15 protein-coding genes are annotated in these 25,564 nt (G+C 38.7%); 5 read left to right on the forward strand and 10 right to left on the reverse strand.

What is annotated here, in order from left to right; genetic code table 11:
* The 9 genes from A6M55_RS15045 to A6M55_RS15085 form a co-directional block, all read right to left on the reverse strand.
* Nucleotides 1-5,231, reverse strand: a 5,231-nt coding sequence (locus tag A6M55_RS15045) for a collagen-binding domain-containing protein (protein WP_156511076.1), incomplete at its 3' end; no start/stop codon positions are given.
* A gap of 340 nt (nt 5,232-5,571) precedes the next feature.
* Nucleotides 5,572-6,144: a YceI family protein gene (locus tag A6M55_RS15050; protein ID WP_064198350.1), complete on the reverse strand. Its 573-nt coding sequence runs from the start codon at nt 6,142-6,144 to the stop codon at nt 5,572-5,574.
* A gap of 35 nt (nt 6,145-6,179) precedes the next feature.
* On the reverse strand, nt 6,180-7,448 hold the full coding sequence (locus tag A6M55_RS15055; RefSeq protein WP_064198351.1) for a sialidase family protein: 1,269 nt from the start codon (nt 7,446-7,448) through the stop codon (nt 6,180-6,182).
* 173 nt (nt 7,449-7,621) lie between these two features.
* The gene (gene porQ / locus A6M55_RS15060; RefSeq protein ID WP_305951963.1) at nt 7,622-8,707 is read right to left on the reverse strand and encodes a type IX secretion system protein PorQ; all 1,086 of its coding nucleotides are present in this window, start codon (nt 8,705-8,707) and stop codon (nt 7,622-7,624) included.
* Entirely contained in the window at nt 8,607-9,326 is a 720-nt protein-coding gene (locus A6M55_RS17600; RefSeq protein WP_064198353.1) for a hypothetical protein, read from the reverse strand. The genes porQ and A6M55_RS17600 overlap by 101 nt, the downstream gene beginning before the upstream one ends.
* Nucleotides 9,323-10,060 (reverse strand): LVIVD repeat-containing protein, encoded by a 738-nt coding sequence (locus tag A6M55_RS15070; RefSeq protein ID WP_064198354.1) that lies wholly within the window; start codon nt 10,058-10,060, stop codon nt 9,323-9,325. The genes A6M55_RS17600 and A6M55_RS15070 overlap by 4 nt, the downstream gene beginning before the upstream one ends.
* Nucleotides 10,061-10,164: 104 nt before the next feature.
* Nucleotides 10,165-10,695: a hypothetical protein gene (locus tag A6M55_RS15075; RefSeq protein ID WP_064198355.1), complete on the reverse strand. Its 531-nt coding sequence runs from the start codon at nt 10,693-10,695 to the stop codon at nt 10,165-10,167.
* 72 nt (nt 10,696-10,767) lie between these two features.
* The gene (locus A6M55_RS15080; RefSeq protein WP_064198356.1) at nt 10,768-12,312 is read right to left on the reverse strand and encodes a bifunctional UDP-sugar hydrolase/5'-nucleotidase; all 1,545 of its coding nucleotides are present in this window, start codon (nt 12,310-12,312) and stop codon (nt 10,768-10,770) included.
* 179 nt (nt 12,313-12,491) lie between these two features.
* Nucleotides 12,492-13,133 (reverse strand): response regulator transcription factor, encoded by a 642-nt coding sequence (locus A6M55_RS15085; RefSeq protein ID WP_064198357.1) that lies wholly within the window; start codon nt 13,131-13,133, stop codon nt 12,492-12,494.
* 24 nt (nt 13,134-13,157) lie between these two features.
* Here A6M55_RS15085 and A6M55_RS15090 point away from each other — a divergent pair, with 24 nt between their 5' ends.
* The 5 genes from A6M55_RS15090 (at nt 13,158) to A6M55_RS15110 (ending at nt 23,329) form a co-directional block, all read left to right on the forward strand.
* Nucleotides 13,158-14,903: an ATP-binding protein gene (locus A6M55_RS15090; protein ID WP_064198358.1), complete on the forward strand. Its 1,746-nt coding sequence runs from the start codon at nt 13,158-13,160 to the stop codon at nt 14,901-14,903.
* 360 nt (nt 14,904-15,263) lie between these two features.
* Entirely contained in the window at nt 15,264-18,512 is a 3,249-nt protein-coding gene (locus tag A6M55_RS15095; RefSeq protein ID WP_082893049.1) for a TonB-dependent receptor, read from the forward strand.
* 33 nt (nt 18,513-18,545) lie between these two features.
* On the forward strand, nt 18,546-20,186 hold the full coding sequence (locus tag A6M55_RS15100; protein ID WP_064198359.1) for a RagB/SusD family nutrient uptake outer membrane protein: 1,641 nt from the start codon (nt 18,546-18,548) through the stop codon (nt 20,184-20,186).
* Nucleotides 20,187-20,239: 53 nt separating this feature from the next.
* Nucleotides 20,240-21,388: a hypothetical protein gene (locus A6M55_RS15105; RefSeq protein WP_064198360.1), complete on the forward strand. Its 1,149-nt coding sequence runs from the start codon at nt 20,240-20,242 to the stop codon at nt 21,386-21,388.
* 147 nt (nt 21,389-21,535) lie between these two features.
* Nucleotides 21,536-23,329, forward strand: a complete 1,794-nt coding sequence (locus A6M55_RS15110; protein ID WP_064198361.1) for a hypothetical protein — start codon at nt 21,536-21,538, stop codon at nt 23,327-23,329.
* 45 nt (nt 23,330-23,374) lie between these two features.
* Here the strand turns inward: A6M55_RS15110 and A6M55_RS15115 are convergent, their stop codons facing one another.
* Entirely contained in the window at nt 23,375-25,447 is a 2,073-nt protein-coding gene (locus A6M55_RS15115) for a glycoside hydrolase family 97 protein (protein WP_064198362.1), read from the reverse strand.
* Nucleotides 25,448-25,564: the final 117 nt, after the last annotated feature.

The following is a 25,564-nucleotide window of genomic DNA, read 5'->3' on the forward strand; positions in this document are numbered from 1 at the left end:
GTGCAACCCGAAGCCGAAACCGTTACTGTGCCAGTTCCACAACGACTACCACCTGTGGCAGTTGGAGCTGTTGGTACAGGATTTACAGTTGCTGTAACGGCTGTCCGTGAACTAACGCAAGTACTTACAGTACAATCTACATAATATGTAGTAGTAGCAGATATACTTGGTGTGGTATAAGTTGCCGAAGAACCAAGACTCGTGCCTCCTGCGGCGGCTGCATACCAATTATATGTTCCTGTACACCCACTTGCAGAGAGAGTAACTGTTCCTGATCCACAACGGCTTACGCCCGAAGAAGTTGGTGCTGTTATTCCACCAGAAATTGCCAATGTTATTGATGTTGTGGCCGTACAGCCTCCTGCATCTTGAATTGTAACAGTATATGTTCCTGCTGAAAGCCCATTAAAAACATTACTTGTCTGGAAAGCTCCACTACCAATTTTATATTGGTAAACAGGAGTTGTGGTTGAAGCAGCAACGTTTGGACGAAGGTATTTCCCTGGAATTACTTCACTTGGTGCAGTTGTAGCTTCGCCTGGTTTCGACCAGCCCAACGAAATATTATCTCCACCACCTGCTTCTTTATACAACACTTCAAAATAATATATCTGACCTGCATTCAAGCTAATAGCAGCAGTTTTCTGAGAGGTATATTTATTCCACTCTCTATAACCAGTATAGCCATTTACGCTTGCTAAAAGTACTTTATTGGCAGGGTTTGCGTCTCCACTTCCCCAAAATTCGCTGTAATCATCAGATGCCACCCAGAAATAATATGTTCCAGTTGTTGGAGGAACGATGTACCCCGAAATTCTTCCACCAATATTATCCATTGCATTATTGTATCCTTCGGCAATACCTACAAGAGTAGATAATGACGGAGTATTTGGATAATTAGCATTTGAAGTTAGGTTAGAAACAAGGCTTCCAGAAATTCCATACCATAACTGATAAGTAGCATCTCCCAAACCAGTTGTTCCGCCACTTCCCGTAACAGTAATACTACCAGTTGTTGAACAAGTAGGGTCGGTTTTCGCTAAGCTTAGCGATGGATTGTCGGTAGAAGTTGTTACCGTAAAATTGGCATAAGTATTACATCCGCCACCTTGGTAGCCGATGCTGTATGTGCCAGCAGCTAAATCTACGTAACTATTTCTATGTGGTGTCCAAGCACCACCGTTGATATTGGTCGAAAAGCCATCAGGTAAATTCGTTACCGTTATACTTCCTGTCGAACCAGTACATCCTGTACTTACCACTGTTGCTGTCGGAACAGTTCCATTATTTATTGTTACATTGGCTGTTGCAGTTGCTGTACAACCATTTGCAGAAGTTACTGTAACAGTATAAACACCTGCCATTGCCGTTGTTGCTGATGCTCTGGTAGGATTTTGAAGCGTTGATGCAAACGATGCTGGGCCAGTCCAAGAATATGTACCTCCGCCAGTTGAGCCTAAAGTAATGGTTGCTCCTACACACTCACTATCACCAGTAGCAGTAGCAGTTGGTGCTGTATTAACCGTTACGGTAGCAGAAGCAGTAGTATTTGCAGAAGTTTTTACAAGAGAAAAATTATCAAGATATAAAATTGTTGAAGGGTCAGTCCAAGCATAAACTTGCACCCAAGCAGTTCCAGCGGGGGCAGTATTTGTTACAGTATACTCTTGAAAAGAAGTTGCGTTTATCTCAGCACTCACATCAGATAAACTTGTCCAAGAAGAGTTCATAAATTTTACACCCACACCAGACCAAGGAGTAGCACTACTCACTTTTCCCCACACTTTCATTGTGAAACTCTCTCCTGCAACAGCAACATTATCTTGTGCAAAACCACCACCAGCCGAAGAGGCAGTTACTTTTGCACCATAGGTCCCGCTATACTTTTCACTTGCCACAGAAGTAATCGTTGTATAATTCCAATTAGTCCATGCAGTTAAGTTTCCAGTCTCAAAACTCGGGTTGCTTAGTATATTTGTAGTGTTGCTACAAGTTGCAGTATAAGTTGTTGTGGTGGTTGGGTTTACAGTAATTGTCGAACCCGTTGCTCCTGTATTCCATGTTACTGTTCCGCTACAATTATTGGCTGTTAAGGTAGCACTTTGTCCAACGCATATACTTGCTGGTGGCACAATCGAAAAACATGCTTGACAACCAACAAGACTCACATTATCAAATTTCAGGGCGTTATTTTGTGTCCAACCAACGATACGAATTTTAGTTGTATTTGCAGGCGTATTGCCTTCAAAATTGATGGTTTGGAAAGTCCCATCATAATTTTTTGTTACAAGAATATCGGCTGTTTTAGAGAGATAAGTTGTTCCGTTATAAAACTCCAAATACATTTTTGGGAGATTATTCACTCCGTGTTTGGCGGCATACGCTATAAATTTATAAGGAGCATTTGCTCCGAAAGTGATATCTTGATAAGCCGTGTAAGTACCTGTCAAATCCCCAACGTTTACTTCCAAAAAGCTACCATAAGTTCCACCACCACCACGAGTAAGTTGACCGTTTGAGGCAGTCCAGCCACTCATATCAGTTTCAAACTGAGGGTTTACAACTAAATTGGCTGATTCACAACTTCCCGAGCAACTAAAGGTAGAATTTGCCAAAGTAATTATAATAGTTTCTTCATCACATAGTGTTCCTGTTCCACCTGTGCCAGAATATCCTTTTACATTGATAGTGTACGTACCCACACCCCATGCTGCAGCCGTAGAACCTGGATGGTTATATGGTGCTGTATTCTCTGTATTAGTAGCACTCGTTGAGCCTGTTATAGTAAATACCACACTACCAAATGCTGCCGTTTGGGTAGTTTCAAGATTCCAACTCGAAGGAAAACTATTAATATTGTAAGTAGCACCATTAGTTAATACAATATCTGAACTACCTACCAAATCATTAATAAGTAAACCCGTAAATGTACTTGTACAACTCGAAGAATTAACTGCAACACTCGTTGTGGCAGTTGCCGTACAACCTCCAACACTTGAAGTTACGGTATAAACTCCTGCCATTGAGGTAGTTGCATTCGATAAAGTCGGATTCTGAGTGGTTGAAGTAAAACCCAATGGTCCGCTCCAACTATAAGTTCGAGGAGCAGTTGCAATAATCGAAATATCATCAATCGCAAAGTCGTTGCTTGCTCCAGAAACTTCATTATTATAAATGGCAAAAACGGCTGTTCCAGTAGTGGTAGCAGTCCAAGTTGTTGAAATTTGTTGCCAAGTGTTACATCCACCAGTAGATAAATTGGAGATTGTTCCAGTTTTTGTTCCGTTTACGCCCCACTGTAATTTAGCGGCGGGTGTACCTCCCCAAAAATCGTATGCTCTAAACGACAGGGTATAGGTTGTTCCAGCAGTTACGTTAATAGATTGATACCAAAATCTCGAATTAGCATTTCCATTACCATCACCAATGATCATATTTCCACTCGGATTTGAACAATTCAAAGCCCAACTCCAAACGGTTTGAGGATTAGAAGCAATATTGTAACCTCCTCCGAAAGTATAATCTGATGAAAAACTATTATTTCCACTACTAAAATCTCCATTAGTTACTAACTGACTTCCACTACCTCCTGTACTGGTTGAAGTCAGATTGATTGTTCCACCCGCACTAACTGGTGAGTTAGAACTTGCCGTTACTACTGGTGGAGTACAATTTGTTGAACCACCAGTAGCTGCATTCGACAAACACATTTGGTCAAGTTTCACATAATCACCATTGGCAAAAACTTCCACTCGCATATATGAAGTATTGGCAGGTGCAGTTGACGAAAATGAGTAGAATGCAATATCATTATTTGGGTCAACATCATAATCAACATTTATTTGATTAGATCCAATGAGTGTATTTGAACTATTATAAAAACCAAGTCTGACGTAATGTGTGTAATTGGGGTCATGTGTTCCTCCCCAAAACGATAAATTATAGGTTGTTCCGACTGTAGCACTTAACTGTTGCCAAAGCCAGGCGTTGGTAGTTGTTGCTTGTAAATATCCATTATAGCTACCACAAACTTCATAACCTGTGCCATTATAGGCACTTCCGCCCGAATAACTCCAGCCAGTTATACCATTTTCAAAGCTATTATTTGTCAATAAATTTCCAGTACAAGTACAAGGGTCTGAAGTAGATAAATCACTCGCAAATTGAAAGTTATGAATTTCTCCAGTTCCCAATTGAATCGTTTTTGCAATTAAACCTCCTTCTGTATCGCCAGTACCTGTCTTAATAAGGTTCATGTTCGGGGCAAAAACAGTTCCTACAACCATACTTGCGGTATTGATTGTAAGGTTATAAGTGGTTCCACCATAAAAATTCCATAATACATACGGTCCTTGTGTGCCAGCAATACCTGCCATATTTGAATTATTCCAAACAAAATTGGCAGTAATTGGCACATTGATAACCAAAACCTTAGAAGCACTTGGCACAGCGGCCGTAGCAAAAGTTAATTCGGTAATATTATTGAGCGAAGCCGATGTAAGATTCAAATAATTCACTCCAGGGTTAAGTGAGTTTATTCTTACACTTTGTGCCGATGAAACAGTATTTCCAGAGATAGCTACATTGCTCGAATTATACAACTGTACATTATTCGTTCTGCTACCAAGTGTCGTTGAAGTCGAACGATAACTATTAAAAAGCGTCGTAAAATCAAAACCAACTGTCTGAAAAACGTTAGTTGGCTGATTTACAGACCCTTCTATTCTTTTGGCATTGTTGTAGGAAGTTCCCGTTGGTAAAACTTGCGTTAGTCCTGTTCCTCCATTATTACTTGTTATTGAACCAGTACTGTTGCCGATATGTATATAATTTCCATCGTTTACTCTCAACACACCAGCAGTCCAAGTGATGCTACCTTTGACCAACAATCCAGTTGGTATAGAACCGTCACCCGTAAAAATATACGAGCCAGTATTATCCATGTTTATCTCACCTAAAGAAGAAGAGTTGATAATCAAGTTACCGCCAACGGCCAAAGGACCATGAATATGATGAGAATTTGTAGAGGTAAAATTTCCTTCGCTTAAAACCTGAAAACTTTGATTACCCGCTATCGGATTTTGAGAAAATGTGTGTAGTGAAGAAAAAAGCAAAAATACAAACGGCACTACACTGACCAGCTTTTTAGAAGCAGACCATAGTACTAAATCCTGAATTGCAAAAATACAAATTCGGGCTTGAGCAAAAGTATGTTTTGTTGTTAAGGACACTTATATTCTATAACTTATACGTTTAAATCGGAATGCAAAATATCAATTAGGTATTATAACATTACATTATACATTACCTAATATATATAATAGCAAAACTTATGCCATAAGTTATTGAGTGGTATCATATTTGGTATAATAATTTATTAATCAGCCCATTATTCAATAAATGAGCCATTATTTGATAAATAGTTCAATAGGTGAAAAATTGGTATAGAGTTTGACGAATTACAATTTTTGAAAAAGCTGATATTTTAAAGTTCCTATTTTCAAGAAAAATCAACAAAAAACGCACGATATATTGCCATACCATGCGTTGAAAAATTAAAGTAATTCGTCGTTATTTCTTCTGAAATTCGCCCGTTGCACGAATCGAAATTTCATCACCAACCATCACCGTTGCGAGCTTTCCACCGATACCAAAATCACTTCTCTTGATAGTAGTAGTGGCTTTTATTCCCAATTGTGGAATCTTATTACTGGGGTTTGGATGTGCCATCGGGCCGTTCATCGTTACATCCAGAACGATTGGTTTTGTCACACCCTTAATCGTCATATTTCCTTCCATTTTATATTTATTTCCTGCTATTTTCGTAAATTTTGTACTTTTAAAACTTATCGCAGGATATTTTTCTACATCAAACATATCTTCACTTTTGAGGTGATTATCACGCATTTCGAGGTCAGTATTGATACTCCCTGACTCAATCGTAATTTCAAAAACAGCATCTGATAAATCATCTTTTGCAGCTGTAATTTTACCATCAAATTTCTTGAAATAACCATCTACTTCCGACAATCCATGATGCTCGGCAATGAAGGCAAACTTGGTATGCCCTTTGTCGATTGACCATTGAGCAGAAGAGGCAAAAGATGCCACCAAAAATGAGAGAACTAACGCTGTTTTTTTCATGTTTTTAGTTAAAAAATAGGTTTGTAAAATATAAATTAAAGAGAAAGTGAACTTACTTTTAGTTGATTCTTTTTGCTGGCCTGTTTTACTTCATAAGCCACAAGCACTTGATTATCAATGTTTAATGCAACAGAATTAGTAGCATTTGCAGAACCTTCAACCCAGATAGTTTCCGAGACTTTATTATTATTTATTTTTCTGTACGCAAGTTTTGAAGCTCCGCCTTCAGCATTTTGCTCCCACAACATTACTGCCGATTTTGGCGACTCAACTAAATATGGATTCTTGGCCGAAGCATCTTCCAAAACAAAGAGTTTTTTGCCTTCACGAGTAGCTAATCTAACGCCCGATTCAGTTTCTGCTCCCGAAAACCACGCAACTAAAGCCGACTTCCCGTAGGTACTCGAAACCGCTCCACTGTGCGGACAACCATTGATTTTCCAGCCATCGTTATGAATGATTTCGGGCTTCGAGAAAGTAGCACCATTATCAGTTGAAACCATGCGAGCCATGTCTCTGATGTTATCGTTATTGTCTCTATAAATTACGTTTAAAGCACCATCGGCATCAATCAACATATTGATTGGGCAACAGTCACAAACAACAGGGTCGATGAGTCTTTCGGGTTGCATTTCACCATTTTTTGTTACAACCAAACGCAAATCACGCTCTTCGTGCTTGGTACTATTGGCAACATCTTTCAAATAAACCACCGCAATTTCATCGTTCGACATCACGATTGCATCAAAAAAACCTCTTACAATTCCCTGTTTTGGGTCTGAATCAACTGGTGCGGGCGAAGTCCAAGTTGAACCTCCATCTTTCGACGTACAATATACGATGTTCGACGAACGACCACCTCTACCACCACCGCCTGCTTGTGGAGCAGAATTATTGATAAAAACCGCCACCAAAGTACCATCTTTTTTGGCAAGTACTCTGGCACGCATCATGCGACTATTACCAATGCCTGTACCGCTATAAATCGTTTTCTTGTCTCCAAAAGTTTTGCCATTATCTTTCGAGAAAGCTACACAAAACGATGTAACGCCTTGCAAATCTTTTTCTGTCCACGAAAGCATTATCTCGCCTTTAGCAGTTTTAGCGAGCAATGGCATCGTGTAGGCTTTTGTTGTATCGTTTTCAAAAGCATTAAAGCTATTATCGGAGGCAATTGCCTGATAATCAACTTCATTTGGCATAGTTACGCACATTGTCATTGCTTGATTATCGGCATTTTTAGTAGCAAAATTCGCCCATAAACTAATCAGCAAGAGCGGTAAAGTGAAAATCAATTTTATCATTTTCGGTATTATTTTGCGGTGCAATTATTTATTGTAACTCAAAATTAATACTTCAAAAATAAGAAATAGCGACAATTATACACATCGGGAAGAATAATCGACAGAAGGGTTCAAATTGGTTATTTATTCGATAATAAAGCCTTATTTATCGACGATTTGGCAGAGTATCATTTTCATCTCCGCCAATTGAGTGTAAAAGAAGTTTGCCCTTTGGGAGAAGTTAGAATGCTATGTGAAATAGCAAAATCAAGTTTTTTTAGGCGAAGATTTGCCCCAAACGAAAAGCCTGCTGCTCCACCAAGACCATTGATGAGGAGTTCTTTTCTACGAAGAAAATTATAACCCAATAGCACATTGAAATTTTTATGAATCAAAATCTCGGTACTGAGTATAAAATGTCGAGAGATTTTATCGGCCGTCGATATCTTTTTAGGAATTTTATTTCCCTGCTCATCGAAAGTAAAATTGAAGGTTGGGTCGTTGTAGGCAATATCAAAAACATATAAATGATGACCCGTCAGCGAGAAACGCACGGGCATATATTTGGGCTTAAAAGATGCTCCGAGCTGCAAATCGAACGGAACATCAGGACGAATATTTCCATAGTTTTTCAACACAAAGCCAATATTTTTGGCCACGACCCCAATACTCAAATCGTGTTTTGGGTGCTTGAAAGTTCCCCCCCAATCGGTTAGAAATGCGAATGAACTGTAAGATTCAAGCACCGAAGCCACCATTTTTGAAGTAATTCCAAAACTTATATGATTGACTCTGCGTGAATAGGTAAGTCCTAATGAAAAATCATTGGCCGAAAATTCATTCGTCAAGTTTCCGACGGCATCCATTCCTTGAAAAGTCCCATAATTTAGATTCTGCAACGAAACTGCCCAGTTTCCAGCCATTGATTTCTGGGTGAATTTGGGTGAATAATTAAGTGTAAGAAATTTACTTGAAGCCAAATAAGGCGAAAAGTTAAGTCCGATTTGACCTGCATTTGCGGAATCGAGCAAAGCTGGGTTATAAGAAAAAAGGTTAATGTCATTATCAGCCAACGATACATTGATACCACCAAGTCCATTTACACGGGCATTATTAGCAATATTGAGAAACGAAAAACTATTGGGCGACACCCCGCTTTGGGCAGATGATGCAAAAAAACTAAAACACAAGATAGCCAAGCCTAATCCCGAGTGAACCATGCGGAATATTGTACGCTCTATCGGCATAGCCAAAACCCCCAAACGGAAAAGAGCCATCATTGCCGAACCATGAATTATTTTGTGTTGCTGCACCATCAATTTTGTGGTCAATCATTATTCTTCTAACTCCCAAACCTACATAAAAATCAAACACAAATTTAGTCTTTTTTTTGTCTTCATTTCTCAATCTGGCCTGATAACCGACCTTTATTGTTGCTCCAACCACATATTTACTGACAGGATAATCCAAATTTTCAAAATACGCACAGGGGCCACCATCACATTCACGGCCAACGCTTCGATTAAGCTCATCATTGACTTGTTTATAAAAAAGCTCATACGCCAAATATCCACCAGCCATATTCGAGGCTTTTTTATCGTAGCGACGGGCTTCAACTTTTACTCGGTAATGCTCTCGTGCTGGCCCAAAATCATTGTTTTCACCCCATAAGTTGGCCACTCCTGCACCATAGCCCAATTGTTCAGATAATGTCCAACGTTTACTCTGACCGAGACGATGTTCGGCTGCAAATTCAAACGTATTATCAATATCAAACATTGTGAGCGGAGCAATTTTCAAGATTAAATGAGCTTTATTGAGCGAATCTTGGGCATGAGAACCCATGCTCAATACTCCAAAAAAGGCAATAAAAAATGCTGATATATAGATTTTTTTCATGGATTTGTAGCGATTTTACTTAATAATTTCAATTCTTTTTGTACATTATAGCTGTATTGATAAACGCCGTCTTTTCCCGTAATAATCAATGTATTATCTTCTGGAATAACATCAACTGCCGCAAAATCTTGAAAATAATTGATTTGTTTCAAAGCCTTTGGGTCGGTTTTATCAAAAACTTTCATGCCGTAATCTCCTTCGGTGACAAAAAGTAAATCGCCACCAACACCCAAGCCATGCGGACTTTGCATTGGGTAACTACTGAGCAGCTTCGGTGTTTTTAAATCACGAATATCAACCACATCCAACACATTTACGCCACGATTACAATTAGTGCCACTCCGAAGGGTAACATAAGCATAATTCCCTTCGGCTACAACTGGGTCGCAGGATACAACGTGCGAATAAACTGACACAAATTGTGGGTTTTCGGGCGAAGAAATATTGAAAATATACATACCATTTTGAGTGCCAATCAAAAGATGATTATTGAATGGAAAAATGGTTTCGACAATAGTACTCAATGAAGCCCTTCTTACAAAAATCGGGTTTGATGCATTTTGAATATTATAAGTCTTAAGTGATTGATTATCGACGATATATAAATAACCATTGGCAATAGTAAAACGAGCCGTTGAGCCACCCGTGCCAGTTGTGGGAGAAGCAGAAATAGCATCACCTCGACAGGCATAAATGATGGTAGAAAGTAGTAAAATAGCGAGTATCTTTTTCATAGTAAATTGATAATATGAACAATTATTTTGTAAGTTGAAGAGGGACGGTATTTAGAGACAAGGTATGCCCTGTCTCTACGAATGTATTAATTAAAATAAACAACCTATCGAAAACACTTAGGATTTACCAAATCCGTATATTCCCAACCAATCACATAACCTTTCGATGGGTCAACACATTCAAATTTACCTCTGGACGGCACTCCGTTTTGCTGGGGATAACTCGGATAAGGAAAAGCTTTTTCAATTCGCTTCACTACCTTGACCGCCAACGGATTAGTAATGTCAATCGCTACTAAATCATCGGCATTATCGGCATAGAGAATATTATCAGCAATCGAAATATCTTGATTGGCAGGAATCGAAATAAAAGCTACGGCTTGAGGTTTTGTTTTATCCGAATTATCAAAGACATGAATTCCCTGCCCTATTTCGTTGATATACAGGTACTTATCTTTAGTATAAATCTTTCCAGCCTTGCGAAGTTTTTGTGGCGAACCTGAAGAAACATTGCGAAGATTTACGTAACTCACATATATCGGCCGATAACCTTTTACGGTTTCGGTGGTCATGCTTTTGTCTGGATTACAAGCATTAATAGCAATAATTGTGGCAAAAAGAAGAAGTTTTTTCATAAAAAAGTCATGGTAGTTTTTATGTTTACTACCATGACTCCGAAGTTAATAAAAAGGTTGTAAATCAGTCGATTATTTATTTTTGAAATAAGCAATTACTGATTTACGAATATCGTTTCTGACATCGGTTTCGGGAAAAGTATCCACCACCGAAATCACATCTGGATTTTGCTTAGTAAAAAATCCTAAGTTACGTTCTTTGCCCGAAAATAAGAAATCGCTCGTGATGATGTTGTATTCTTGGTTAACATCCAATAATTTTCCGTTGATTTTCCACTCTTTTTTAGTTTCATCGTAGGTAATTTTCTCATATTGTAAATATCCCCCACTACCTTTATTTTCTAAGCCCGTTTGTAGCACTCTTTCGAGTAAACGTCCACGAAGTTTGATTTCAACTAATTTTCCACCGAAAGGCAAAATACGCAGTACATCAAGCTGTGTAAGTTTTCCCGAAACATAATCATCAATACGAATCGAACCACCATTAAAGAATGCACAGTCGAACTTATTAGGCGAAGATGCCAACAAAGCATTATTTATCATGCTTCCCATATTTCCTTGCATATTACGCACAGTAGTTTCGTGGCCATCGAGTGGCTCTTTCAAATCGGCAATTACTTCATCTTTATTCAAGCCCAAAGCCTTAAATGCTGCATCTTGAATGTCTTCCCATTTCTTTACCACAGCCGCTGTAATTGGTTCATCTGCAATTGAATTATCTATTTTCTTTAATTCAGACTTCACATCTACTTTACCAGTGATTTTATTAAACGTAATTCGGTGAATATAAGCACTTTTGGCGTTAGCATCGGCTTTGGCCATAACTACATTTCCGATTTGCTCTTTCATATTATCATGATCATGTCCGCCCATAAGCAACTTCACATTTGGAAGCATTTTGGCCAGTTTTAGGTCGTCAACTTTGTTGATGTGTGTAATTCCGACTACAAAGTCACACTTTGGTTCTAATTCGGCATAAGCTTTTTTGGCTGCCTCAAAAAAGTCTTCGTACAATACAAAATCTTTCTTGTTAGAGGGCAATAGAATGCCAAACATTCCAACTTTTACTTCAATGTTATTAGCATTTTTGAACGTCAAAATTGTTGTTTTTAAAAATGGTACTTTTGCACCATTAACCACTTTTCCGAATGGAACGTATTCGTCTTTTACTTTTTCTAAAGCATTGGTATTCAGCCAATTGAACTTAGACTCATTGATGCGTTCCTGTAAATCTTTTTGATCTAAATCAAACTCATGGTTACCCAAACAAACCCAATCTACTCCAACTGTATTCATCACATCCACCATTTGGCGACCTTTGATTCCTTTGCCTTCGTAGCGAAGTGTTCCGATTACTGACGGACTTAGAAAATCGCCCGAAAGTACAGTAACAGTATTTGGGTTTTCTTTCAATAAATCTTGGCGAACAGTTGCCACACGAGCCATTCCACCAACTTTACCATTGTCGAGTGGAGATATCTCATATACGTCATTGAGGTGCAGGAAAGTGACAGTAATTTCGTTTTGAGTGCTTGAAGCATTATTTTGTGGCGTCTTCGCTGTTCGACAAGCGACCGACACAACCACAAGCAGCATGAGCAGAGAGAGTTTTTTCATGGTTTGTATTCTTAATAGGTGTTAATTTTATTAGCCGACAAAATTAGGTAAAAAATGTTTATATAATTGTGTCCGAAAAATCAACAAGCAGACAATTTATGGTTTATGGGCAGTGAATTATTCAAAATTCAGGGTTTACCCTATTTTTTTAGCCAGATTAATAAAATAGATTTGCACCATTATTTAACATAACCGTATTCAATAGCAATTTTCAGTAAACTCACCACATTTTTTACATCAAACTTCGAGAGAAGGTTACTACGGTGAGTTTCGACAGTTTTTTCACTGATACACAGTTCATTGGCAATTTGGCGAGTAGTTTTTCCTTTGGCAATAAGGTCTAAAACCTCTTTTTCTCGACGAGTAAATTTTAGTTGATACAGACTTTTTTCAACGTGTTTTTGGCGACTAAGCCCACGCATAATGATTTCGGTTATTTCGGCACTTTGATAATTTTGTCCGTCTTTTACTGTCCGAATTGCCTTTAGTAGTTCTTGTCCACCAGTATTTTTAAGTAGATAACCATTCGCACCGTTTTTCATCATACGAGTAATAAAACTCTCGTCGCTGTGCATGGTCATGGCCAGCACTTTTACTTGAGGATATTTACTGGTTATATATTTACACAAATCTAAACCACTTTCGCCACCCAAGTTTATATCGAGCAAAACTACATCAACCGACGTAATTTGAAGGAATGTTTTTACTTGTTCGGAATTCTGACACTCGCCCAAAATCTCAATATCAGGCTCGTGTAAGAGCAATGAAGCCACACCTTCTGTAAAAATTTTGTGGTCATCCACCAATAAAATTCTTATCATTTTAACCAGTCAAATAAGATTGAAATGCTCAAAGTTATATCATTAAATTTACGAAAAACTAAGATATTATTATTATTATTTCTGCTTACTGTTATATTTAATGATGCCGAAGCTCAATATCCGTATGTTGATAATATCTATACCAAACACCAACTCGATAGCATGATTTTGGGCTATCAAGCCAAAAACGATACACTTGGGTTAGCATTCACACATTGGGCTTACGCCAAAAATCAAGAAAATTCTAAGAGCCTCAACGAGTCGCCGATTACCAATTTGCGGAAAAGTATGGAGTATTTTTATGCAGCAAAAGACTACGGTAATTATTATAATATCAAAGGTACAATTGGCTCGTTTTTTATGGATAAAGAGTTTATGAAACAACTCGCCAAAGACTACATCGAAAGTGCCGTTTATTATTTCAGAGCCAGCAAAAGCATAAGAAATGAGGCAGACCACCTCGTAAATTTGGCCAATATATATATCCATGAAAACAACTTCAAGCCTGTAAAAGAAATTCTCGAACGTGTAGAATTACTGAATAAACAAGTAAATAGCAAATCTTGCGACGGACGTATTCATTCTTCGTATGCCGATTATTATGCCCGACAAGGCAAATATAAGGAGGCGTTTTATCATATCGAACTTAGCTATGAAATTGCTCGAGAAGAAAAAATAGAATGGCTTGAAGTTCTTGCTCTGTATTTTAAATCGAAATGTTATCAGAGTCTCAATAATGAAGAAGCCCGCAAAGAAACCTTGATGGCAACCTTAAATATTCTCGAAAAAAACATGAATCTCTACCTCTTACGGAAAGAAATTTATGATAATCTGCGTGATTATTATTTTAGAAAGAAAAACTTCACCAAAGCCTACGAATATGCATACAAAGCCCAGATAACGGTTGAAACTATATATTTTTCAAAAATGGAAAGTGATTTACGGTCATTTACTGAGTATAATCTTCTGGAAAAGCAAAAAATGATTGTTTCGACTATCGCACTGGAAAAGAAAGTTGCCCAGAATGAACTTGAAAAAATGCGAACAGGTCAATACATCTACATTGGGGTTATTTTGGGTATCATGGCATTTTTAGGTTTATTGATTTACGTTTATTTCAATCGAAGAAAAATTGAATTATTAAAAAAGAGCGAAATTGAGAATAATTTTCAAATCGAAAGCCTAAATTCACTCATCAGCGGACAAGAAATTGAACGAGAACGAATAGCCAAAGAACTACACGACGGCCTCGGAATTATGTTGGCTCAAATAAAATTTACGGTTGAAAAAAGCTCCGATAAAGAACGTATCACCAAAATGATTGATGATGTTTGTTCAGAAATTCGGAATATTTCAACCAACTTACAGCCCACCGCACTTGCCGAATTTGGCCTAAAAAAAGCCATCGAAGACTTTGTTTTAAAGCATGATTTTTCAGAACCTAATTTAGTATTTCAGTTTTTTGGCGAACCATTAGATTTAGGAACAAACAAAAATTTAATGATTTACCGCATCGTGCAAGAATTAGTAACTAATTCAATCAAACACGCCAACGCCAACGAAATACTCATTCAAATCATCAACACAACCGAATCCATGACCTTGACGATTGAAGACGATGGCGTTGGTTTTGATGAAAACACTATCAAATCTCAAAGTAGCGGCTGGAAGAACATCAAATCAAGAGCCAATTATCTGCAAAGTAATATCACCCTAACCTCCGATGCCACTTCGGGAACTTCGGTTACGATAATTATGCCCCATCATTAGAAGTACGAATTTAGATTTACGAATGACGAATTGCAATTTACTGATAATTAGATAGTTACAAGTAAATTATTAACACTTTAAACATTGGAAGAGAAATAACATTCTTGCGATTTTTTATTGCAGATTGACAATTAAAAATTGATGATTTTTGATGTAAAAATTACTTCTCTAATTTGAAATCCTCAATCATCAATCTGCATTTTTTTCGCTATAATCACAAAAACTCAGGGTAAACCCTGAGTTTTTATTTTGGGGGAAAGCACTGAATAAAATAGTATATAATGAAGTTAATTTTGTATTTTATTAACACACCTTCCTCGAAAAGTGCTAATACAAAACTAACTTTTAATCATAAAAACTATGCAAAAAAATCTACATCATAATGATTCTGCATCATTATTGAGGAGCTACCAACGGTTCAAAAGTACGTTGGTCATTGTTTTATCTATTCTATTGATTCCTGCTTTTTCAGATGCCCAAACCGCAAAAACGGCTGGTACAGTTATAAAAGTTTCGGGTAAAATAACAGGGCAGAACGGAGATGCCATTCCAGGGGCAAGCGTGGTGGTGAAAGGAGCAAAAACAGGAACAGCCGCCAATGCTTCGGGAAATTTTAGTATTGATGCCGCCAGCGATGGCGTTTTAGTTGTTTCGTCGATTGGCTATGATGAGCAAACAATCAAAATCAATAACCGAAGTGTAATCAATATTTCATTGGCAGAAAGTGCTAATTCGCTCAACGAAGTGGTGGTTGTGGGTTATGGCTCTACGAGCAAGCGTTTGCTTTCGGGAGCTCAGACAAACATCGGTGAACTTGAATTGAAACGTACCGTAAACACCACAATGGACCAAGCCCTGCAAGGCCGAGCACCCAACGTTTATGTGGCAAGCAACTCAGGAAAACCTGGTGGTGCGGCTGCTGTTTATATCAGAGGGCTTTCGACAATCAACGGAAATAACCAACCGATGTATGTAATTGATGGTGTGCAAATCATTCCGCAAGATGCTTCTACACAAGGAATTGGTTCAGATGGTCAATCAAATATCATTTCTTCAATCAACCCCGATGACATTGAGTCAATGAACGTTTTGAGTGGGCCTTCGGCACAATCAATTTATGGTTCAAAGGCGGCCAACGGAGTAATTGTTGTAACGACAAAAAAAGGAAAAGCAGGCGACTCGAAAATTAATTTTACATCAATGTATAATTTCCAGTCATTGCCAAAGCAGCTTCCGATGATGAATCTTCGTGAATATGCTGAGTACAGCAATGCTTGGGCAAGAATGGTTGGTTCGGGTTTCAATGCTGAATTTGCCGACCCTTCGATTTTGGGCGAAGGTACAAACTGGCAATCGGCACTTTTCAAAACCGCTGCCATGAAAAAACAACAGCTTTCATTAAGTGGTGGAAATGAGCGAACTACGTATTATATCTCAGCCGAATTAATGAACCAAGAAGGGATTGCACCAAATTCGGGTTTCAAAAGAAAATCATTGAGAATGAATGTTGAAAGTAAAGTGCGTAGCTACCTCAAAATCGGAACGAACCTTTCGGTTTCGGGAACAGCCGAAAAACTTTCAATCAACGAAGATAACATTATCAGCACTGCCATTCGTCAGTCGCCCAATGCACCCGTTTATAATCCAGATGGTACTTTTGGTGGCCCACAAGATGTTGTGCCTGGGCGTTATTCGGCACAAATCACCAATCCTGTGGCTTTGGCTTACACAAATACCAATGATTTCAAGCGTATTACGACTTTCGGAACAATCTACGCCGACCTTACTTTCTTGAAAGATTTTACTTTACACGGAGAATTTAACGGAAACTACGGCAACGATACAAGAGCTATTTTCCGCCCATCCTATTCGTTTGGTGCAAATGCACTTACTTTGGGAGCGGTAAACCCAATTTCTACTTCAGAAAGATACGCAGGAAATAATTATTATTGGAGTGCCAACCAACGCCTCAATTACACAAAACAATTATTCAAAAAGCACAACGTAAATGCCACAATCGGTCATGAAGCTCAGTATGGTTTTAGCGAACAACTATCAGGACGTGTAACGGGCTTTACCAACAATGCTTTATCTGAGTTGAGCCTCGGCGACCCTAAAACTTCATTAAGTGGAAGTACAAGAGATGATAATTCGCAAGAATCCTATTTTGCACGTTTGGGATATGTTTATGATGATAAATATATTTTTCAAGGAACATTCAGAGCCGATGCTTCATCGTATTTTGGTCCTAACAACCGTTGGGGTTATTTCCCATCGGCTTCGGTAGCTTGGCGAGTTTCAAAAGAGGCTTTTATGCAAACGCAAAATCTCGTAAGCGATTTGAAACTTCGATTTGAGCTCGGTACGACGGGTAATCAGTATTGGGGCAAAAACACTTACGCTCCACTCAATACTGTGGCTACGCAATCGGGACAAGGTTTTTTGGCAGGAAGATTCCCAAATCCTGACATCAAGTGGGAAAACACAAAAACTTACAATATTGGTTTTGATATGAACCTCTTGAAAGACCGTATTCAGGTGATTTTTGATGCTTACGTAAGAAGAACCTCTGATTTGATTACGGATTTACCATTACCAGCTTACGCAGGTACAGCAGGACAAGGTGGAATTGGAGCTCCAGTTGTAAACATCGGTGATATGGAAAACAGAGGAATTGGCTTTTCAATCAATACCACTCCGATAAAAGCAAAAGATGCCAACGGAATTACGTGGAGACTGGGTGGAAATATGTCGTTTGATAGAAATAAACTATTGAAACTCAACACCGACCGTGCCATTATTGACCGTTTCCCATGGTTTAGCCGAGTAATTTCTCGTTCGGTAATTGGCCAGCCACTTTTCCAATTTTATGGCTATAAAGCAGAAGGTTTAATACAAGATTACCAAGATTTGGTAAATTCAGCCTTACCTACCAACGTACACGTAGCACCAGGCGAAGCTTGGGTGGGAGATATTAAGTATGCCAATATCGACAAAACCGAATATTTTGACCCAGTTTTAGGTAAAAGTGTACAAGTAATTGACGACAAAGACCGTACATTTATCGGTAATCCTTGGCCTAAATTTACGTTTGGTATCACCAATAATCTTACTTATAAAAACTTCGATTTATCGGTTTTCATGCAAGGAGTTTATGGCAATCAAATCTTCAATCAATTAAGATTCGATAACAGTGCTTTCAGAAATTATATTCAAGGTGCATATAAAGAAGCGGCAAATTTTGCGATTCCGAGTAGTAATGTATTGAACGAGAATCTTAAATTATTAAATCCCGAAACAACCGTTCCGAGAATTGCCTACTCAAGCTATGGTAATAGTGGCCGTGCAACCGACCAATTCGTTGAAGATGGCTCGTATTTGCGTGTAAAAAACATTGCATTGACTTACAATGTACCAAAAGTATTTTTAAAGAAATACTTACCTATCAATGGATTACGTTTGTCGAGCGGTATTCAAAATGCTTTTACTTTCACCAAATACTCTGGATATGACCCAGAAGTGGGAACTTCAGCAGGCGTACCAGGCTTTGACAACGGTCGTTATCCATCATCAAGAATGTACACTTTTTCAGCGTCATTCGACCTATAATTTAAATTTATATAAATTAAATATTTATAAAAAATGAAAAAAAGTAACTTAATCAAGTACCTCTTCGCCTTCCTGAGCTTGGCAGGAATGACAAGCTGCAAGGAAGATTTTTTGGATACGCCTCCGTTGGGTAATTTAACAGCACCGAATTTCTTTAATACTGATGCCGAACTACTCGCTGGAACAGCCGCCTTATATAACAAAGTTTGGTTTGACTCAAACGGACAAGCACTTCTCGCTTTTGGCGATGGCCGTGCAGGAAATATGATAAGTCCGTATAATGGCAGTTGGTTACAATACTACCAATTTACGGTATCAAATACCAATACAGATTTGAGAAACTCGTGGAATTCGTTTTTTTCAATTGTTGCACAGGCAAACGTGCTTATTTATAATGTAAATAATTATGCGAAACCTGCCGTTTCGGAAGCAGCCAAAAGAAGAGCAATCGGCGAAGCTCGTTATATGCGTGGTGTGGCTTATTCTTATTTGGTGCAAAACTGGGGAGCAGTGCCAGTTATTACTGATAACTTGAAGCAAGGTGCTGATACAACCCTCCGCCGCAACACCGTTGAAACAGTTTGGGAATTTGCCATCAGAGACCTGCAAGCAGCCAAAGATTTACTGCCCGCCAGCACTCCCGCTGGTACTGGCCGCCTGAATGCTTATTCGGCCAAAGGGATGTTGGCCAGATTCTATCTTACTCGTTCGGGACTTGGCTCAACCAATGGTCTGAGAAATCAAGCATATTTAGATAGTGCCAAGTTCTATGCAAAAGATGTAATTTTAAATAGTGCGTATCAATTAATGCCTAATTATGCCGACTTGTTTTTGACGGCAAACAATAATAATTCTGAACAACTCTTTGGTTTGCAATGGGTAAGCAATGGCGGCTATGGTTCGGGCAATCAGTTTCAGTCGCAATTTGCGGCTAATAGCCAAATTACAGGTTTTCAAGATGGCTGGGGTGCCGGCAATGGTGCTTCCTATGATTACTTAATCAATTTAGACCCAGCCGATTCGGTTCGTAGGAAGGCAACTTTTATGCTTCCTGGCGACTATTACCCTGAAATAACCAAAGCAAAAGGCGGCTATCGAGTGCCAGTTCCAGCGGCTGATAGTTGGGAAAACTTTGCTAATTTCAAAAAATACATTGTTGGCACACCCGACGATAACGGAGGTTTAGGTCAACAGCAAAACGCACCAAACAATACATATATGCAGCGTTTAGCCGATGTTTATTTGATTTATGCCGAAGCAATTTTAGGCAATAATGCCTCAACATCAGACCCCGAAGCCCTTAAATATTATAATGCCATTCGTGAAAGAGCCATGCTTGCACCCGTAAAATCTTTCACCATTGATGACTTGCTCCACGAACGACGCTACGAGTTTGCCGTTGAAGGCGATGCTTGGTACGATTTGGTAAGGTTATATTACTACAAACCCCAAAAAGTAGTTGATATTATTGGCAAACAAATAAGAGGAAACTATGCGATTAGAATAAAAGCGGGTACAGGTACGCCAACCAAAAAGCGTGAATTTGAATTCATCATTCGTACACCTTCAACTTTCAAACTGGTTTCTACGGCATTCTATTTGCCAATTCCAGATACCGAAACGGCACAAGCTCCTAATCTGTTAAAAGAGCCTGTTCCTTATAAATTTAATTAATTATCTGATGAATTTGAGTTGAGTAAAATCGCCTCAGTTTAACAATTTAAGTAATGAAAAAAGAACAAAAAATTATATTTGAAAAATTTCTGGGCGTGTTTTCGTTGATACTGCTCACGCTAACAACCTTATTATCATCTTGCGAAAAAGATGACCCAGGCACGCCCACTTTTAGTAAAGGCACACCGACAATCAGCCGAGTGTATTTACTCGATACCATTGCTCGCTACAAAGACAGCAGCATTGTGGGTGCAGAACCATATAAACTTTTGGTAATAGATGGAAAAAACATCGGTGGTGTAAAAAAAGTATTTTTCAATGGGTATGATGCCGCTTTTAACCCAACTTACAATACCGATAATTCATTGATTATTCGCCTTCCAGGGGAAGCTCCAACGGGTGCAAATGTTGATAACAAACTTAGATTAGTTACTTTTCAAGGAGAAGCTTCTTTCGATTTCAAGATTATTGCGAAACCAACAATTTATGAAACAGATAAAATTACCTTCGGAGCTGATAGAGGCGACATTACGCTAAAAGGCAAAAACTTTGAAGACGTTTCGAGTGTAATGTTTACTGGCACAAAAACCGCAGTTACGGTTGTTTCAAGAACCAAAGACAAAATCGGTAACGAAACAATGACCTTACGTTTCCCAACAACTAACCTGAGCCAAGTAACTTTGGATATTACAAACACCAGCGGAACCATAACAACCAAATCAATGGAGTTTGTAAACGCCGATAACGCTTTGGTGGTCTTCGATGAAGATTTCTTGCAAGACTACGCCAACAATTCTTGGGGAGACCCGCTCATCATTAATTCTGAACAAGCATTCGCAGGCAAAAAATCTTTGTCGAAATCGTATGCAGGTGGCAACTGGCACTTGGCTGCCTTTAGCAACTGGTGGCCATCATTAGAATACAACGCTGACTTTAAGTATATTTCGTTCGCCATCAAAGGTGCAAGTGTACCAATTGACCTCTGGATTCAGTCGGATGCCTCGAAAATTGGTTTTGGTGAGTTTGAAGATAAAAACAAAATTACAGTTGCAGCCAATGTTTGGAATTATTATAAAATTCCGTTGGCAGATATTGATTTTTGGTCAACAGGGAAAGTATTAAAACAATTTGGCTGGAGAGTAAAAGGTCCAGACAAAACGCAAGTTTTATACTTTGATGATGTGATGTTTATCAAGAAATAACACCTAAACCTAAGAAGTATTCCAATAAAACCGAATTGGTCAACGTTTTCGTTGGCCAATTCTTTTCTACAATCAAATGAATAACTAACGTACTTCATCTCCGTTTGTTATCAATATAAAGAATCAAAGAAAGAAAACGTCAAAATTATGAAGACCTTTAGTGTAAGTACAATCTTAGGCTTAGTCAGTTTATCTTATATTTCATGCTCAAAAACCATCATTGATGTAGCTTCAGATACCCCAAAAGATAGTACAGTTGTCATTATTCCACCTGTTGAACCAAAAATTGCTTCTTCAATGGGCTTTTTCTTGGATAATTGGCAAGCAAAATCTTTTACTCCTCCCACATTCACGGAAGCAACTCCACCCAACACCGCCATTAATGTTGTTACGGTTGATGCTTCTGATATTATCACCAAAATTCCGAGCAACATATTTGGCCACAATGCCAATACTTGGATGGGAACGCTCGTCGGAACGCCCAGCTTGGTTACTGATGTAAAAAACCTCAAACCAAACGTCATTCGTTGGCCAGCAGGCAGCGGCAGCAATGGCTATTTTTGGAATGCCTCGCCCACTCAAGACCCAAATAATACCAATCGACAAACGCCTTCGGCCGATTTTATGAAAACTTGGGGTATTCCTGACAAGTACATTGACAAAGATGGCAAGGCAATTGATGCGTGGTTTGGTTATGGTAAAACCAACGATAATTGGCGTGCTTCGCTTGATAATTATTATGATTTTTTGACCCAGACCAATAGCAAAGGTAGTATTTGCGTGAATTATAGTTTTGCTCGTTACGGAACAAGTAAAAACCCAGTAGCAATGGCAGCAAAATTAGCCGCCGATTGGGTAAGATATGACAAAGGTCGCACCGAATACTGGGAAGTTGGCAACGAAAACTACGCCGATTGGGAAGCAGGATATAGAATTGATGTAAGCAAAAACCAAGACGGACAACCCGAATTTTTGACAGGAAAACTTTATGCTCAACATTTCAAAGTTTTTGCCGATTCGATGCGTAAAGCAGCAGCCGAAATCGGTGTGAAAATCAAAATTGGTGCTGTTTTTCAAGAATCACCGACCCAAGATTGGCAAAATAATACCACAAAAACTTGGAATGCAACTTTAGTTCCTGAACTAAACAACAAAGCAGATTTCTATATTGTACATCATTATATTACGCCCTATGGCGAGAACTCAAATGCCGCAACGATTCTGAATGCCGCTCTTGCCCACCCCGAAAAAATGATGAAGTTTGTAACGAATGAAATTGCCATTAATGGTGGAGAAATGAAACCCATTGCATTTACCGAATGGAATATGTGGGCCAGAGACCAAAAACAGCAAGTTTCAAACACAAGTGGTGTTTATGCAATAATCGTACAAGCCGAATCTATTAAAAACAAATATGGTTTGGCTGCTCGTTGGGACTTACTGAACGGCTGGGAAAACGGCAACGACCACGGGCTTTTTAGCGATGGCGGTAGCAGCGACGACCCACGCATGAATCCTCGTCCATCATTTTACCACATGTACTATTTTCAGAAAAACATTGGTGATAGGCTCGTTTCATCGAATGTTACTGGCACGGCAAATAATCTCATTACGACAGCCATCAAAGCCTACGCTTCAACTTATAGTTCGGGAGAAATCAACGTCACGCTGCTCAATACTTCATCAATTGCACAAAATGTTGAGCTAAAAACCAAGAATTTCAATACTGGAAATCGTTTTTATTGGTATAGTCTCGAAGGAAGCAATGACAATGGTGAATTTTCGAGAAAAGTGATTGTTAATGGTTTTGGCCCGAAAGGTGTAGCGGGCGGCCCAGCCGATTACGCAAGTCTGAAAGCATTTTCGGCCTTGACCAGCAAAGGAATCAAAGTTGTTGTTCCTGCTTATGGAAGTGTTTGTTTGGTGGTAGAAAAGAGATAAAAAAAGCCGTAGGTTTTTCAGAAAACCTACGGCTTTTTTTATTTTTTACAACTTCATCAAACTAATCGCACAACCGCCACCTTTGGCAAGTATTAGATTCAGAACGTCCTTTTTCGTAACTATCTTCTTCTCAATATTATAAGCATCTGGCTTTGTTTTCCAATCGGCATCAACGGCGTCTTGATAAATTGTTGCTTCGTATCGAGCATTTTCTTCTAAGAAATCAAGCTTTAGAGTGGTTTTTCGAGCGTTTTCATCGGTTATTGCTCCGAGAAACCAATTTTCTTTGCCTTTTTGCTTACGAGCAATTGTGATATAGTCGGCTGGTTCTGCTTCTAAAACTTTTGTGTCATCCCAATCGACAGGCACATCCTTTATGAACTGAAACGCATCTAAATGTTTATCAAAATTCTCAGGAAAATCGCCCGCCATTTGTAGCGGACTGTACATCGTTACGTACAAAGCCAATTGTTTTGCCAAAGTAGTTTTCACACGAGTTGTGCGGCTGGCATCATATTGATTGAGCTGAAAATGTAAGAAACCTGGCGTGTAATCCATCGGTCCACCCATTAATCTTGTGAAAGGTAAAATTGTTTCGTGTTCGGGAACAAGTCCAAGATTTGGGGCATTATTAAACTCATTTCCTCGAGCCGCTTCATTGGCCAACCAGTTCGGGTAAGTACGATGCAAACCCGTTGGATGCACGGGTTCGTGAGCCTCGACCATGATTTTATATTCAGCAGCTTTTTCGGCCACTCTTTGGTAATGATTCACCATCCATTGGCTATCGTGATGTTCGCCACGAGGAATGATTCGCCCGACATAGCCCGTTTTTACGGTGTTCATGTTATGGTCTTTCATAAACTGATAAGCCTTATCGAAATGACGCTCATAGTTTGTAGCCGAGCCCGACGTTTCGTGGTGCATGATTATTCTCACACCTTTGGCTTTGGCATAAGCTGTCAATTCTTCGATATTATAATCGCTGTAAGGCGTTACAAAATCGAACACATTTTCTTTCCAATTACCAAACCAATCTTCCCAGCCTTCGTTCCAGCCTTCTACCAAAACGCCATCGAAACCATGTTTAGCGGCATAATCAATGTATTTTTTTACATTTTCAGTATTTGCTCCGTGCTTATTGCCTTGCAGAAACCAATTAGATTTTCCAACGTGCATTTCCCACCACATCCCAATAAATTTTTGAGGTTTTATCCACGAAGCATCGGTTATTTTTGATGGCTCATTGAGGTTTAAAATCGTTTTTGAAGAAAGTATTTCGGTAGCTTTATCGCTCACAATAATTGTTCTCCACGGTGTTTGAAACGGTGCTTGCAAATACGCTTTATTACCTACGGCATCAGGCACTAAATGTGAGGTGAAAGTAAACGTTGCTTTATCAAGCGTAATATTCATAGCAGGGTAATTCAACAAAGCCGCTTCGTGAATATTAATATAAACACCATCGGCGGTTTTCATCATCAAAGGTGTTTGAACTGTGTTAGTTCCAATCACTGATTGCAAGGCAATATCAGTCTCTTTTTTTGCTGCTTTTAGGGCATCAATTTCGCTTAGTTTGGTGGTATTATATAGATATTCGTTGGTATCATAATCGCCAGGAATCCAAAAGGTTTTATGATTTCCGGCCAGATTAAATTGAGTTAATTCATCTTTAACAATAAAATGTTTGATGGCTGACTCTTGTAGAAAATCATAGCGAAAACCTACGCCATCATCAAAAACTCGAAAGATAATATTTAATAAATTCTCAGCTTTTGACTTGTCTTTTAGTTTGACTATCAACTGTTTGTAATTATTTCTAATGCTACTCACTTCGCCCCAAACTGGCTTCCAAGTTTCATCAACACTGCTCGAATCTACGCCTACAATCTGAAATTTATTCAACATAATTTCGGGGCGTTTCAAAGCAAAACCAAGCGTTGAAGGTTCAATGATTGGCTTGTTTTTATAAGAAATTTGATAAGACAAATTACCGTTTTCGGCCGAAATGACTTTCAACGTAATTTGCTTATTTGGTGAAGAAATTGTGGCATTTTTCTGAGCAAAAAGTGTCATGCAGAGGCACGAAAGCACAAGTGTGAGTTTAAGGTTTTTCATAAGTGTTATAGGTTAAAGTATGAACAAACTAAAAGCAAATTATGGAATTATCCAATCTATTTGATATAAAAAAAGTAGAGACGTTGCCGCAATGGAATTGCAATGCAACGTCTCTAC

Source organism: Emticicia sp. MM, from assembly GCF_001649495.1.

What these genes read in the sequence shown, in the direction of transcription:
- A6M55_RS15050 (WP_064198350.1), bottom strand. Translation starts at nt 6,144, where the DNA reads ATGAAAAAAACAGCGTTAGTTCTCTCATTTTTGGTGGCATCTTTTGCC.
- A6M55_RS15055 (WP_064198351.1), bottom strand. Translation starts at nt 7,448, where the DNA reads ATGATAAAATTGATTTTCACTTTACCGCTCTTGCTGATTAGTTTATGG.
- porQ (WP_305951963.1), bottom strand. Translation starts at nt 8,707, where the DNA reads ATGATGGCTCTTTTCCGTTTGGGGGTTTTGGCTATGCCGATAGAGCGT.
- A6M55_RS17600 (WP_064198353.1), bottom strand. Translation starts at nt 9,326, where the DNA reads ATGAAAAAAATCTATATATCAGCATTTTTTATTGCCTTTTTTGGAGTA.
- A6M55_RS15070 (WP_064198354.1), bottom strand. Translation starts at nt 10,060, where the DNA reads ATGAAAAAGATACTCGCTATTTTACTACTTTCTACCATCATTTATGCC.
- A6M55_RS15075 (WP_064198355.1), bottom strand. Translation starts at nt 10,695, where the DNA reads ATGAAAAAACTTCTTCTTTTTGCCACAATTATTGCTATTAATGCTTGT.
- A6M55_RS15080 (WP_064198356.1), bottom strand. Translation starts at nt 12,312, where the DNA reads ATGAAAAAACTCTCTCTGCTCATGCTGCTTGTGGTTGTGTCGGTCGCT.
- A6M55_RS15085 (WP_064198357.1), bottom strand. Translation starts at nt 13,133, where the DNA reads ATGATAAGAATTTTATTGGTGGATGACCACAAAATTTTTACAGAAGGT.
- A6M55_RS15090 (WP_064198358.1), top strand. Translation starts at nt 13,158, where the DNA reads ATGCTCAAAGTTATATCATTAAATTTACGAAAAACTAAGATATTATTA.
- A6M55_RS15095 (WP_082893049.1), top strand. Translation starts at nt 15,264, where the DNA reads ATGCAAAAAAATCTACATCATAATGATTCTGCATCATTATTGAGGAGC.
- A6M55_RS15100 (WP_064198359.1), top strand. Translation starts at nt 18,546, where the DNA reads ATGAAAAAAAGTAACTTAATCAAGTACCTCTTCGCCTTCCTGAGCTTG.
- A6M55_RS15105 (WP_064198360.1), top strand. Translation starts at nt 20,240, where the DNA reads ATGAAAAAAGAACAAAAAATTATATTTGAAAAATTTCTGGGCGTGTTT.
- A6M55_RS15110 (WP_064198361.1), top strand. Translation starts at nt 21,536, where the DNA reads ATGAAGACCTTTAGTGTAAGTACAATCTTAGGCTTAGTCAGTTTATCT.
- A6M55_RS15115 (WP_064198362.1), bottom strand. Translation starts at nt 25,447, where the DNA reads ATGAAAAACCTTAAACTCACACTTGTGCTTTCGTGCCTCTGCATGACA.